The organism is Chitinophaga rhizophila (assembly GCF_019492185.1).
Classification (GTDB): Bacteria; Bacteroidota; Bacteroidia; order Chitinophagales; family Chitinophagaceae; genus Chitinophaga; species Chitinophaga rhizophila.
The window spans coordinates 85090-98440 of record NZ_JAICCF010000003.1 but is presented as its reverse complement, the minus strand read 5'-3'; the positions used below and the strand labels follow the sequence as shown (position 1 = coordinate 98440).

At 47.4% G+C, this 13351-nt stretch carries 14 protein-coding genes; 4 read left to right on the top strand and 10 right to left on the bottom strand.

The genetic code is table 11. From position 1 onward, the window contains the following. Positions 1-2 precede the first annotated feature (2 nt). Positions 3-254 carry a hypothetical protein gene (locus K1Y79_RS14960; protein WP_220250975.1) on the bottom strand — a complete coding sequence of 84 codons (252 nt, stop codon included), beginning with the start codon at positions 252-254 and terminating at the stop codon, positions 3-5. Positions 255-451: 197 nt separating this feature from the next. Then, positions 452-643: a hypothetical protein gene (locus K1Y79_RS14955; RefSeq protein ID WP_220250974.1), complete on the bottom strand. Its 192-nt coding sequence runs from the start codon at positions 641-643 to the stop codon at positions 452-454. A 99-nt stretch (positions 644-742) separates the two neighbouring features. On the opposite strand from K1Y79_RS14955, the gene K1Y79_RS14950 reads away from it, so the two are divergent. Then, on the top strand, positions 743-1159 hold the full coding sequence (locus tag K1Y79_RS14950) for a molybdopterin synthase catalytic subunit (RefSeq protein ID WP_220250973.1): 417 nt from the start codon (positions 743-745) through the stop codon (positions 1157-1159). Between the two features lie 64 nt (positions 1160-1223). Here K1Y79_RS14950 and K1Y79_RS14945 read toward each other — a convergent pair whose 3' ends face one another. The 6 genes from K1Y79_RS14945 to moaC form a co-directional block, all read right to left on the bottom strand. Continuing rightward, positions 1224-1910: a hypothetical protein gene (locus K1Y79_RS14945; RefSeq protein ID WP_236059641.1), complete on the bottom strand. Its 687-nt coding sequence runs from the start codon at positions 1908-1910 to the stop codon at positions 1224-1226. 25 nt (positions 1911-1935) lie between these two features. Further along, a complete protein-coding gene (locus tag K1Y79_RS14940) occupies positions 1936-2535 on the bottom strand; it encodes a hypothetical protein (protein WP_220250972.1) in 600 nt (199 codons plus the stop codon). 13 nt (positions 2536-2548) lie between these two features. Further along, positions 2549-4585: a TonB-dependent receptor gene (locus K1Y79_RS14935; protein WP_220250971.1), complete on the bottom strand. Its 2037-nt coding sequence runs from the start codon at positions 4583-4585 to the stop codon at positions 2549-2551. 58 nt (positions 4586-4643) lie between these two features. Then, positions 4644-4961, bottom strand: a complete 318-nt coding sequence (locus K1Y79_RS14930; protein ID WP_220250970.1) for a hypothetical protein — start codon at positions 4959-4961, stop codon at positions 4644-4646. 390 nt (positions 4962-5351) lie between these two features. After that, positions 5352-5942, bottom strand: a complete 591-nt coding sequence (locus K1Y79_RS14925) for an NTP transferase domain-containing protein (RefSeq protein ID WP_220250969.1) — start codon at positions 5940-5942, stop codon at positions 5352-5354. Positions 5943-5951: 9 nt separating this feature from the next. Continuing rightward, entirely contained in the window at positions 5952-6434 is a 483-nt protein-coding gene (moaC, locus tag K1Y79_RS14920) for a cyclic pyranopterin monophosphate synthase MoaC (protein WP_220250968.1), read from the bottom strand. A gap of 42 nt (positions 6435-6476) precedes the next feature. Here moaC and K1Y79_RS14915 point away from each other — a divergent pair, with 42 nt between their 5' ends. The 3 genes from K1Y79_RS14915 to K1Y79_RS14905 all read left to right on the top strand — a co-directional run bounded on the left by K1Y79_RS14915 (position 6477) and on the right by K1Y79_RS14905 (position 10531). Next, a complete protein-coding gene (locus K1Y79_RS14915; RefSeq protein ID WP_220250967.1) occupies positions 6477-7685 on the top strand; it encodes a molybdopterin molybdotransferase MoeA in 1209 nt (402 codons plus the stop codon). Positions 7686-7851: 166 nt separating this feature from the next. Continuing rightward, positions 7852-9291: a DUF1800 domain-containing protein gene (locus tag K1Y79_RS14910; RefSeq protein WP_236059640.1), complete on the top strand. Its 1440-nt coding sequence runs from the start codon at positions 7852-7854 to the stop codon at positions 9289-9291. A 25-nt stretch (positions 9292-9316) separates the two neighbouring features. Next, on the top strand, positions 9317-10531 hold the full coding sequence (locus K1Y79_RS14905; RefSeq protein ID WP_220250966.1) for a DUF1501 domain-containing protein: 1215 nt from the start codon (positions 9317-9319) through the stop codon (positions 10529-10531). On the opposite strand, the gene K1Y79_RS14900 is transcribed toward K1Y79_RS14905, so the two are convergent. Further along, positions 10528-11022: a hypothetical protein gene (locus tag K1Y79_RS14900; protein ID WP_220250965.1), complete on the bottom strand. Its 495-nt coding sequence runs from the start codon at positions 11020-11022 to the stop codon at positions 10528-10530. The genes K1Y79_RS14905 and K1Y79_RS14900 overlap by 4 nt on opposite strands. Before the next feature lie 125 nt (positions 11023-11147). Then, on the bottom strand, positions 11148-13199 hold the full coding sequence (locus tag K1Y79_RS14895) for an OPT family oligopeptide transporter (protein WP_220250964.1): 2052 nt from the start codon (positions 13197-13199) through the stop codon (positions 11148-11150). Positions 13200-13351: the final 152 nt, after the last annotated feature.

Sequence of the window (13351 nt, the reverse complement as noted above, 5' to 3'; positions counted from 1 at the left end):
GATTAGTCCCGGCTTAACCTGTCCAGTTTATTGATCGTTTGTTCTGCAGTGCGAACTCTGATAGCTGCATATGCGGCCTCCAGCTGTTCCACGTCTTCTTTCACCACATAGGAATTTTTTCTTAGCTCTTTTAATTGCCGGACGACTTTTTTCTCTGTTTGCATAATGCCGAAGGTGTTTACAATTGCTCTGAAAGTACTGAATATCAGATCGGCAATTTTGGCCAGGAATACCGATAATGATGGCACAGCCATGATCACTCAGTTCTTAAATAGAAATGATTCAGGCAGGTTTTCGGCAATGAGTAACAAAAATGTGCCACTACCTGCGGCAATAGTGTCTGATATAACATGCCTTTCCTGGCTCCCCTTGAGGGAATTGGTTAACTTAGACAATGTAAGAATTTTAGATTTTAAAGAGTAAAGCGCACGTTGTCCCCCGGGATAGGCGATTAATAGACCTTCGCCCTGTAGTTTTTAGGATCAGCTTTGAACTTTCTGATCTCCTCTTCCATTTCTTCCAGTACTTCCTGCTGTATCTTTCTAACAGCACGTACATACTTGATCAATGGGATGATAGGGTAAAGCATCGCAGCAATAGACGCTACTCCTATAATGGTGGTTTCGGTTGGTGATAATGGCATTACAAACAATTTTTTTGAAGCAACAATATTATTGCTTTTCCGCTGATCTTAGAAAATATTTTTAGTTAAAAATCTTACGCTTTGCTAATTGATAATCCGATGAACAAGTTAATAAAAATAGATAGCAATGTAACCGTACAGGAAGCAGTTGACTTCGTTGAAACACCCGACTGTGGAGGCGTTGTCATCTTCTCCGGTAATGTGCGCAACAACACCAAAGGCAGAAAAGTTAACAAGCTTTTCTTTGAATGTTATGAACCAATGGCCATATCGGAAATGGAGAAAATTGCCGATCATACTATCGAACATTTTGGTGTCAGAAGAATTGCCATGTTACACATCGTAGGAGAAAAACAACCCGGTGAAGTTGTTGTCGTTATTGCTGTTGCTGCACCACATCGCGCGGCCGCTTTCGATGCCTGTGAATACGCCATTGACACACTTAAAGAAACGGTGCCTATCTGGAAAAAAGAATACTTTGAAGACGGAGAAGTGTGGGTAGCTGCACACCCGTAAAACGGTAATAAAAAAGGGCGTCCTCGCAATTGCTCAGACGCCCCTATTGTATGCTTCATCACTATTATTCGTGATCCTCTGCATGCAGCTCAAATGTCAGCTTCACTACATCTGTGCCTGCATATCTTGTTGCATAGTCTGTATAGTTCCAATCGGTACGCTCAATGGTTGCTTTTGTTGTTGCATCATTGAACTTACGCACTACGTAAGACATATCTGCTTCCACACTGCTGTTAGCTTCGCCTAATGTGAAGTAAGCCAGCAATCCTGTGGTTTCATATTTACCATTTACGGCAGTACCATCGCCATATGCCTGCTCTCTTGGCTGGAATAGTGCGCCATTCTCAGCTGTGCCTGTTGCAGGATTGAGTACCAGGTTGCCGCCACTCAGGAATACTTTGAAGGAATCTGCTACGGCTTTGCTGGTCAGATATTGCTGCTGTAATTCCTGTCCTGCGCTGTTGAACTGGCGGAACTGAATCCTGTATACCTTATGCGGATCCAGGTGCAGGTGTCCATCCTGTGCTTCGCCATTGCTGTTAAATACAATCGCTGTACTGTCTTTCGCGCCGGTTTTTTCTGCCAGGTCATGAAAGTGGTCGCCATGTGCACTACCGCTTACTTCAACAAAGTCAAGGCGGGAAGATGCAATAGCTGACGGGTTTTCAGGTGTAACGTTGTCGTCGTCTTTGCTACATGCTGTGAATAATAATGTTACAGCGGCAAATGCATAGCAATACTTTTTCATCATTCTATATGGGTTTGTTTATTGTTTATTAATCAACAGGGTGTAATTCAAATTTCAGATCCAGGTCAGTCGCGCCGGCCAGTTTCTGCTGATAGTCTGCATTATTCCAGTCATCTGCGGTAACGCCTGCTTTCACGCCAGGATTCAGATGTCGCATCAGGTATTGTAAGGTAAAAGTGGAAGCGCTCTTCACAATGTGCAGATAACCTGTGACGCCTACCTGCTCATCTCCATATGTATAATCAATCGCTCCTGCTGGCGCTCCCAGTATAACTGCCTGGTGTATGTCTGCTCTTTCAAGGAACGTCTGCTGTATCTCACGGCCTGCATAGTCGCGTGCTACGAGTGTCATCTTATACGAGTGCCCGGTATGCAGGTGCAGATGAAAACCAACTGGTGCATTCCCTTTCTCATCAAACTGAATGGTGTCTATCGGTGCATTCGCTATAGCATCTGCATGACCGGTTCTGAAATCCCCATGCCAGTCAACTTCCTGCAGTAACAGGATGGTTTTTCCCACTTCCTCCTGATCTTTCTCCGGTACCGGATCTTCCTTTGAACAGGAAGCAAAGGTCATCACGCCCAGCGCGATCATTCCTAACAGCAGGTGTTTACGTAACTTGTTCATAATTGTATAGTGTTTAGAATGTATAATGAATCCTGAGTGTGAAATTTCTACCCATCTCATGTGCATAATATCTGAATCTGTTCATGTAATCTTTGTAAAGATTATTAGCCAGATTGTCTACCGTAAGGCTCGCGCTCACTGACCTGTATTTCACAGCTGCCGTTGCAGACAGCAGGTGATAGGCCGGCGGCGGTGGCGCATAATCTGTATTCGCTTTATATCGCTGCTGACGCGCTACGTACCTGTGCTCAAACCTGACGAAGTACTGCTTGTAATCCCACTGAATGCCATGATCAATCCGGTCTGCCGGTATATAAGGCAGATATTCCCGGCTTCTGATAAATGCTGCATTCGCGGTGTAGGTGAACTGTGGCAGAAAACGGTAGCTACCGCCAAAGTCAATACCTGCAAAGGCGGCATCTGTTTGCTGATACATGAATATGGGAAACGTACCTCTCACTGTTCTCCGCACAGTATCCGGTGTTGGCTGCGCATAGATGTAGTTGCGGATATAATGCCCGTAGATATCAAGATGTAATTGTAATTTCTCATCTGTGTATGCTAATGAATTGACCCACTTAAACCCCTGCTCACTCTTCATGTCAGGATTCCCTATCTCATAAATGGCAGCTCCATGATGTAAGCCGTCGCTATACAATTCATTGGCTCCCGGCGCTCTCCATGCCAGTCCCAGATTGCTGCGCAATTCGAGTTTATTGTTGATATGCAGAACGCCTCCCAGTGAGCCCGATACGTTGTGAAACTGCCTGGTATCGGTGAACAGGTACATGTCAAAACCACCATTGTCATTAAAGCGGGTGTAGTCATAGCGATAGCCTGCCGCATCAAAATATTTGAAATCATACCGGATGCCTGCTTCCAGCTCAAACCGCTCTTTTACCAGCCGCTCTACTGCATATGCACCCAATGTATAACTGTCATAATTGGGTATCAGCGGCGTAGTGCCTGTACCTGGTGTGTTGTTGTTGACCTGCATCATGCCATTGACGCCCCAGGTACTTTTTAAGCCATTGCGATGACGGACCGTATAAGCCGCATCCAATGTCTGCGTTGTCATTACCAGGTCCATCATAGGCTTGACATCGTTACCTGCCGCTCTTCTCAGATCAAATTCCTGCCGGTGATTCCGCTGGATAGCGTACTGTATTTCCAGTCTGTTCGTCTTCCAGGTAACTTTGCCAAGATCGTGCACTACCTGCTGACGAGGAGGTGTGATATCATATGTAAAGTCATATTCTTCAAACGGACGGCCATGTGCGATGCGCGCATTAATGTCTTCTATCGTACCAATATGCGCGCTGTGCAGTATGCCCAATTCTGTACTGAAGTGACTATAGTACACATCAAGTGTTTTATATTTCAACGCACCAGAGAAGTTCAGCTCATTCAGACCCGTATTACCCAGGTAATAATCTGCCGTTCTGATATTACCGGCCTTCCTGTAAGATCCCTGCACCCGCCATCCTATACCACGAAAATTTCCATTCAACATACCGGCTATACTACCCGAACGACCATTGCTGGCACCGGTAACATGCACTTCGCCTTTCAGCCGCCCCGTGTCTGGTAGCGGTGCAGGCCTGACCAGGATCACGCCACCCAGTGCATCTGCACCATAGCGTACGCCTTCAGCACCTTTTATCACAACCAGCTCTTTGGCCACATAAGCATCCACTTCAGGGGCATGCTCTGCTCCCCATTGCTGGCCTTCCTGACGCACGCCATTGTTCAGTATCAGTACCCTGTTACTGTGCATGCCGTTGATAACCGGCTTTTCGATAGACTGACCTGTTTTAAGTATGCTCACTCCCGGTAGCCTCGATAATGCGTTGGCAAGGCTCGTTCCACGGGTTTGCTCCAGCTGCTCATTGCGCAGCGACATAGTACTGGCTGTGCCCGTTTTTACAAGGGTCTTGCCCGTTACTTCAACGTCGCGCAGGTGAATGGTATCACCACTCTTTTCCTGTGCCAGTACGGGTACTGCAAAAGATAAGAGGCAAAACAGCGGTAGCTGCTTTGAAATCGACATGTATGTATGGTTTAAATCGTTTTGAGGAGACTCAAAACTGCTGACAGAGGGATCTTGTTCACAATGTTACTGGAGGATCTTTATTGAGACTGCCGGGTAAAGCAATCACTGGGGGAGTTGCACTGGCAACTACATATATAACCTGCGGCCTTACATAAATATCCCGAAGGGTAAAAATGTCGCCTGTCAGTGACTGGTGCTTCTTGGCTACCAGATGCTCACAGATCTTACAAGCCGGGTCCTTACTGAAATGAAGGGTTTTCTGCGTTGAATCATGATGATGAGTATAATCATGCAGGACCTGCACCCCCTGGATGTAGCTGAACACTGCCAGCAGGAGATATGCTATGAACCTGTATAGATTTGACCTTATCACAAGGCAAATATATATGCTTTGCATCTAGGTTGCAAATACTTTTGCATAAAAAATATCTACGTTTTTGGCCGCAACAATGCCTCAGTTAAGCACAGTAGGGAGTCCAGCTGCAGAATATTACTTTCAAAAAACTGTGATAACAGCGGAACTTTCTCACCCGTAACCCGACCATTATTACCAGAAAAGAGAATATAGTATTATCCTGAAAAGGATAAAAAAAGCCAGATCCTTTACTGGTAAGGATCTGGCTTTTTAGGGTATACCCCGGACGAACAAGGGACGAACAAGCTTCGAACAAGCGACGAACAAGCGCTATAGACGTTACCTCCTGAAAGCCCTCATTCCTGATATTATTTTACCATTATTGGCAGGTCTGCGAAAATGCCATCGCTAATGCCCGTTGCCTAACTTACGGCTCGCTTCACTCATCTCCTCCTCCGTATTCGCATTAAACTGCTCTACCGAGAATGGATTTTCCAGTTGCAGAATATCTGCATTCAACAATGTCTTCCTCGGACAATTCCTCCCCTCTCCGAAATTCTTCTCCAGTAAAGCCAATCCGGAAGGCTCCCAGATGGCAATCAGCGGCTCCGGTAACTGGTTGAAAGGACTGATCAAAGATGTCGCATCCTTATCCGCCTGCCTGTTCGACACCAGGTAATTAAGGCTCTGTTCGCTGATAAGCGGCAGGTCTACCGCCAATACCAGCCACGCCGCCTCCGGATGCGCCGCATGCGCGCTTAGCAATCCAACCGATGGCCCTGCGCCTGCTACATTATCTGTAATAACTGGTATACCGGTACGTAAAGTGTCTCTTTGTTCTTCCCTGCATGAAACATATACTTCCGGAATCACAGCCTGTACAAGGTAATACAGGTATTCCCACTGCGGCATGCCATGATAGGCAATCTGGCTCTTGTCCTGCTTCATACGGGTACTGCGGCCGCCGCAAAGAATAAGTCCTTTTAATGGTGCTGCCATATTGCTGATTTAAAAGTCTCTCTTACCACCTGTCTTACTGATCAGGCGTGTTTGCCTGATAATCATCTCATGTGTAAACGCTTTACACATATCATAAATCGTCAATGCCGCTACGCTGGCACCAGTAAGCGCTTCCATCTCCACTCCGGTTTTTCCCGTTGTTTTGATCGTACAGCGAACAACGGCTTCTTCACCTTCCAGTGTAATATCTACCTGACATCCATCCAGCAGTAATGTATGACACAACGGTATCAGGTCTGGCGTTTTCTTGGCAGCCATAATACCTGCCAGTATTGCTGTTTGAAACACTGCGCCTTTCTTTGTCTGTATATCCTTTCCGCTGAACTGCTGCCTGACGATTTCCGGAAGATACACCCTGCTTTCAGCTACCGCCACACGTACGGTTACTGACTTGTCGCTAACATCAACCATTAATGGCTGATCAGCTGCATTGAGATGCGAAAATTCCTGTTGAGTTGAATCATTGCTCATAATGGAATAAATTTACAACTAAAGCAATCAAACCTCCAAACAATGCTGATAGACGTAACCGCTGCATGTGCCGCCGTGATGAGTACCGTCCGGGATTTCGGAATGGAACAGCTGCCCTTTACTGCTGTTACCGGCCGTATTCTTCGTGAACCGGTCTTGTCAGACAGAGATTTTCCTCCATATGACCGTGTCATGATGGATGGTATTGCCATCGATTTTGAAAGTTATGAGAAAGGACAGACCGTTTTTGGCGTAGAAGATATGCAGGCTGCCGGCATGCCCCGCAAGCAACTCGGGAATGTGGCCAACTGTATGGAAGTAATGACCGGTGCCATTATGCCGGAACTCACTGATACGGTGATCCAATATGAACACCTGACCGCCACTGAGCACGAAGGATTCAAACGCTTCACCATCAATGCCGCTGTTGAAAAAGGACAACATATCCACCGCCAGGGCTCCGATGCCGCTGCCGGTCAGCTGGTCATCCCCGCAGGTACGCTGCTTACAGCTGCTGAAGTCGGGGTGCTCGCTTCCGTTGGTAAAACCCTCGTGAACGTCAGCCGGCTGCCAAAGATAGCTATCATCGCTACCGGTGATGAACTTGTACCTGTCGCTGATACTCCCGACATCCACCAGGTAAGGATCTCTAACTCCTATAGCCTGGCTGCTGCGTTGCAGGAACTGGGTATTGAGGCTACCTGCTACCACGTAGCCGATAATGAGGCCGCTATTCAGGAGTTATTCCAGTCGTTAAAACAGATGGATGCCTGGATATGTACAGGGGCTGTATCCGCCGGAAAATATGATTATCTGCCGCATGTGCTGGAACAGATGGGAATGCAGCAACTCTTCCATAAGGTACAGCAACGCCCGGGAAAACCATTCCTATTCGGACAGTTTGAAAATGGCCCTGTCGTGTTTGCGCTGCCCGGCAACCCTGTCTCCGGATTTATGTGCTGCTACCGCTATGTACTGCCCTGGCTCCGTGCCTGCCTGCAGTATACAGCGCCTCCAATGCCACATGCAGTACTGGGTATTGATGTGAACTTTGCTCCTCCGCTGACCTACTTCATGCCGGTAAAGCTGCACCCGGTTGCCGGCGGACAACTCATCGCCTTACCTCCCCCCTACCACGGATCCGGAGACCTGGCCGCACTGCTGCAGGCAGATGCTTTTATTGAGCTGCCGGCAGAGCAAAGTGCGTTTGCCAAAGGAAGTAGTTACCCGGTATGGAGGTTCAGACAGTAATCGGCTGCCTCGCCGCACCGCATACTATAACCACTGACAGCGTATGCCTTACTCATCGATTCGTTGCGTAAGGTATACGCTGTTAACAATTTAGTCATATACATTCCTGTGTCCGGCATTAAACCTTGTATGTCCTCCGCCGTCAAATCTCAAACCCTTTTCCTATATGGCCGCTGTTCCCGAAAAGCTACAACTGCAACACCTGGCGTGGAGAGCCGGCTTTGGCGCTCCTCCCTCCGTAATAAATGACTGGGCACATAGGAAACGCCGCCAGGTCATCAGTAAGATCCTTGCCGGTCCTGAGAAAGATCCGTATACTCCATTGATCGTACGGGATGTTGCCGGCCTGCCCGAACGCACCAAAGCAATGTCTCCGGAAGAGAAGAAAGAGCTGAACCGGATGAACCGTCAAGGCATCAAAGACCTCAATATCCAATGGATGAACGAAATGGTGCAGACCCGGCATCCCCTGCGTGAAAAGATGGCGCTGTTCTGGCATGGACACTTCGCCTGCCGTACACAGAACGTTTTGTTCAATCAACAACTGCTACAGGTGATCCGGGAAAATGCACTGGGCAACTTCGGAGAATTGCTGACTGCCGTATCTAAGTCGCCCGCTATGCTCCAATTCCTGAATAATCAACAGAACTATAAAGCACATCCAAACGAAAACTTTGCCCGCGAAGTAATGGAGCTTTTCACCATGGGCCGGGGGCATTACACGGAGCAGGATATAAGAGAAGCTGCCCGCGCCTTTACCGGCTGGGGATATGAAGCAGATGGCTCCTTTACAGTAAGGCCTAAAAGGCACGATAACAGCAGTAAGACTATATTGGGTAAACAGGGGAATTTCAATGGGGATGACGTGCTGAAAATACTGCTGGAACAGCGACAGACGGCCACATTTATTACTGAAAAGATATACCGCTACTTTGTAGATGATACCCCGGATACTGCAAGAATCACTATACTGGCAGATAAATTCTATACCTCCGGATATGACATCGGCGCATTAATGCAGCACATCTTTAATGCTGACTGGTTCTATGATCAGCGCCTGATCGGTACGCGTATCAAGTCGCCAGTGGAGTTACTGGTAGGAATCAGGAAGACAGTCCCCGTCGCTTTTGAAAAAGAAGAAGTCATGGTGTCGTTCCAGCAGGTACTCGGACAGGTACTGTTCTATCCTCCCAATGTAGCAGGATGGCCCGGTGGCCGTAACTGGATCGACAGCTCCAGCCTGATGTACCGCATGCAGCTGCCCAAGATGATACTCTATGAGAAAGAGTTCAACATCACCCCGAAAGAGATTACACCTGAAATGGGCATGGGTAGCTATAAGGTAACAATGCAGCTCAATGAGGCTGTGAAGAAACAATACGCCAGAAAGATCAAAGGGATAATAAACTGGGAAGCACTGCTGAAAGAGTATGAAAAGACGCCGAGAGTGGAGCTTGCAGATGCCATTGCCGCCTCGCTGCTACAGGCTAATAAACAGGTCAGTAAGGGATTGCTGGAGAATTACGCAGATGCCTCCTCCCGGGAGTCATATATCAAAACAGTCGCTATCGCAGTAATGAGTACACCGGAATACCAGTTGTGCTGATGTATCCACTTTTAAAAATTCAATCATGCTGATCTTAAACAGAAGAAAGTTCCTCCAGGTGGGATCATTGGCCTCTGCCTCCGTAATGATGCCTAAGTTGCTGAAGGCATTTGAAAAAGATCACCTCGTTCCTCCCGGTAATAAGATACTGGTGGTTGTGCAGTTATCCGGCGGTAATGACGGCCTGAATACTGTCATCCCCTACCGTAATGATATCTACTATAAATTGCGGCCTACGCTGGGTATTGCCCGCGAACAGGCGCTGTCACTCACCGACGATATCGGCCTTCATCCTGCCCTGCAGGGACTAAAAGGACTATATGATGAAGGTGCGCTGGCCATCCTTAACAACGTCGGCTATCCTGACCCTGATCGCTCTCACTTCCGGTCAATGGACATCTGGCAGTCAGCAGGTCCCTCTTCCGAAAACTGGTCTGACGGCTGGATAGGCCGTTTCCTGGATGCACAGTGTGCAGCGTGCGATAAACCGGTACAGGCACTGGAAATAGATGATACGTTAAGTCTGGCAATGAAAGGTATCCGGCAGAAAGGGCTGGCGTTTAAAGACCCTGATAAACTGCAGGCAGCTGCGAATGACCGCCTGTTTAAAGAGCTGTTGGGAAAGGAAGGAAACATATCTGCTGCCACGGATGACCATCAGCCGGTGGACTACCTGTATAAGACCATGAGCGCTACAATGTCATCAGCAGGGTATATCAAAAACCAGTTCAAAGCCTATAAAACAAAGGAGATCTTTCCGGCAACAGAGCTGGGGAAGAATATGCAGACCATTGCCAGGTTGATTATGTCAGATATCAGTACAAAGATTTACTATGTGTCGCACGGTGCTTTTGATACCCATGTAAATCAGCTGGCATCGCAGCAAACGCAGCTAAAAAGGCTGGATGAGGCTATTACAGCGCTGACCCGTGAACTGAAAAGCAATAACCGCTTCCAGGATGTTGTAATTGTTACCTTCTCGGAGTTTGGACGTAGAGTAGCGCAAAATGCCGGTGGCGGTACCGATCATGGTACAGCGAATAATATGTTTATTATTGGTGGTGGACTGAAACAGCACGGATTATTGAATCAGGGCCCCGACCTGGAGCACCTGGTGGATGGAGACCTACAATATCAGGTGGACTTTAAAAGCGTGTATGCCACACTGCTTAAAAACTGGCTGCACGCCGATGATGGGGCTATACTCAGGCAGCAGTATACGCACCTGTCTTTTGTCTAATTAGCTTTTACGACAGTGCGGATAAAGCCGTACCTCGCGTTCCTGGGAGACATGGTGCCCGTAGTATCAACCAGCGTACCATAAAATGATCCTTCAATCAGGCTATCCTGTACATTAGTAATTTCCAGGGTGAATGTGCCAAGGGTTTGATTGGCTACCTGTGCCAAGTTGCGGTTTTTGTAGAGCAGGGCAAATGAATTGCCATCCTGTGACTGGAAGATGCCTTTACTGAGGCCTTCGCTACTTCCTATAAGGGTAATAGTAACCTCGTCATTCGTATCACTGTTAGCAGTAATAGTGAGTTTGTCCAGGTCATTATTAGGATCTGTATCCGTCAGGTTAGCTCTTGTAACGATGGCGCTGGGGTTCTCAGCAATTACTATGGAACTGTCGGTTTCAAAAGAGAGGAATTTCCGGATTTCTTCGTGCTGATCTTTCTCACACGCACTGCATAATACAACGGCACAAAGGATGGTTAGGATCGGGCGCATAAAGGGGCGTTTTGTTTATAACGCAATAATAAGCAGTTAATTGTAAAGAGGTAGCGCCTTAAAGTAAAAATCCTGATCTGTAGCAGACCAGGATTTTAAAATTTATTGAATATGTTGATGTATGATTACTTCTTCGTAGCAATACTATACAGGTAAGTTCCCATCAGTGCAAAAGCCAAAGTACCAAGTATATAGTATCCACCATGGCCCAGCACAGCAACAATACCATGTTCCATATTAATGGCAGCAAGGCCCGAAGCAGTTGAGTCAAATCCTGCCAGTATAGCAATGATTACACCTGCTACTGCACCGCCGGCAACGAGGCCGGTTGCAAACAGGTTGCCTTTACCTAACTCTTCTTCTTCGGCAGAAAGTTGCTGGTTATTCTTCTTGCGTTTCTTATCTGCCAGTCCGCGGATGGCTCCACCAATGAAGATGGGTAGCGTAGTGGACAGTGGCAGATAGGCTCCTACAGCAAAAGAAAGAGATTTGATACCGCACAGTTCCATAGTGATAGCCAGGAATACACCTACCAGTACAAACTGCCAGTCCAGGTTGTAGGAAAGTATGCCTTTTGCAAGAGTAGCCATCAGCGTACCCTGTGGAGCAGGATAATAAGTACTTCCGATAGCATGGTCAGTTACACCGTTAGCAATCATAGCCGCAGTTGGCTTATCAAGGAATTTCACAGTCAGACCAATCACGATAGAAGAAACGATAGCGCCGATGAATAGTGCTATCTGCTGGTACATAGGCGTAGCACCTACGATATAGCCCGATTTCAGATCCTGCGAAGTACCGCCGGCATTCGCAGCAGCAATACAGATCATACCACCTACTACCAGAGCCATCGGTTCATATACTTTACCGCTCCATCCTACAGCAATAAATACCAGGCAGGTACCCATCAGGGTAGCGATAGTCATACCTGAGATAGGGTTATTGGAAGATCCGATCAGCCCCACAATACGGCTGGATACTGTTACGAAGAATGCACCAAATATCACTACCAGCAGGCCTACCAGCATTTTCTTACCAATAGAATCGCCCGGTAGCTGTGGCAGGAAGGCCATCAGTGCTATCAAAGCAATACTGCCGAATAATACGATCTTGACATTCAGGTCTCTTTCCGTACGGGGTACACCGCCCTTCTGCATAGTCAGATCATCGCTTTCATTCTTTTTCAGAGAACCAAGGCTGCCTTTGAAAGAAGAGATAATAGTAGGGATGGTTTTGATCAGGGTGATGAATCCACCGGCAGCAACCGCACCAGCGCCAATCTGACGTACATAGGCGAAGTAAACGGCAGCAGAGAAGTCTTCAAAGGTGTGTCCGGCAGGGTTCCAGCCACCTTTACCGCCCGGCGTTTCGAGGCTGCCCAGGTAACCGAGTTTTACCAGCTGGGCTGCAATCATATCCGGTGGTACCAGGGAAGATAACAGCGGAATAAGCGCTAACCAGGACAATACACCGCCCGCCACAAGTACGCCGGCAATGCGTGGCCCGATGATATAACCAACACCCATATATTCCGGCGTGATTTCACCGCTTATACGTGCAGAAGGGAAGTATTTATTGTATTGTTCTGTCATGAATGAAGGCACTTCAGCAACGACATGCAGTACCTTCTGAAGGATAGCATAGACAAATGCGAAGCCTAAACCTACGAAAGCGGTTTTGGCAAAGTCGCCACCTTTCTCACCAGCAATGAGTACCTCACCACAGGCTGTACCTTCAGGATAAGGCAGGGTTTCATGCTCTTTTACAATCAGTGACCGGCGTAAAGGGATCATCATGAGCGTACCCAGGATACCACCGAAGATGGCAAGTATCAGGATGGTCATGTAGTTGAAGAACTCTTCTCCACCGCCATCGGTCAGGAAGAGAAAGCCCGGCAGGGTAAATACTACACCCGCAGCAATAGATTCGCCTGCAGAACCGGTAGTCTGGATGATATTGTTTTCCAGAATAGTCGTCTTGAAGAATCTCCGGCCGAGCGTGATAGCAATAACCGCGATAGGAATAGAGGCAGAAACGGTCAATCCTGCTTTTAATGCGAGGTATACAGTTGCGGCTCCAAATATGATCCCGAAAATACAGCCCAGTATAATGGACTTGAGCGTAAACTCCTTCATATGCACCTCCGGCGATACGAAAGGCTTGAATTTATCTGCCATAAGTAGGTTTGATAGTGTAGATTTTTGTTGATTAAACGGCAATATAAGTGAAAAATCCTTTTTTGTACGGGCTTTTCGGATGATTGGTCTTGGCGGGCGCAGATCTAACCGGTCATAAATAAGAGAGGCGCAGACAATGCTGCGCCTCTCTT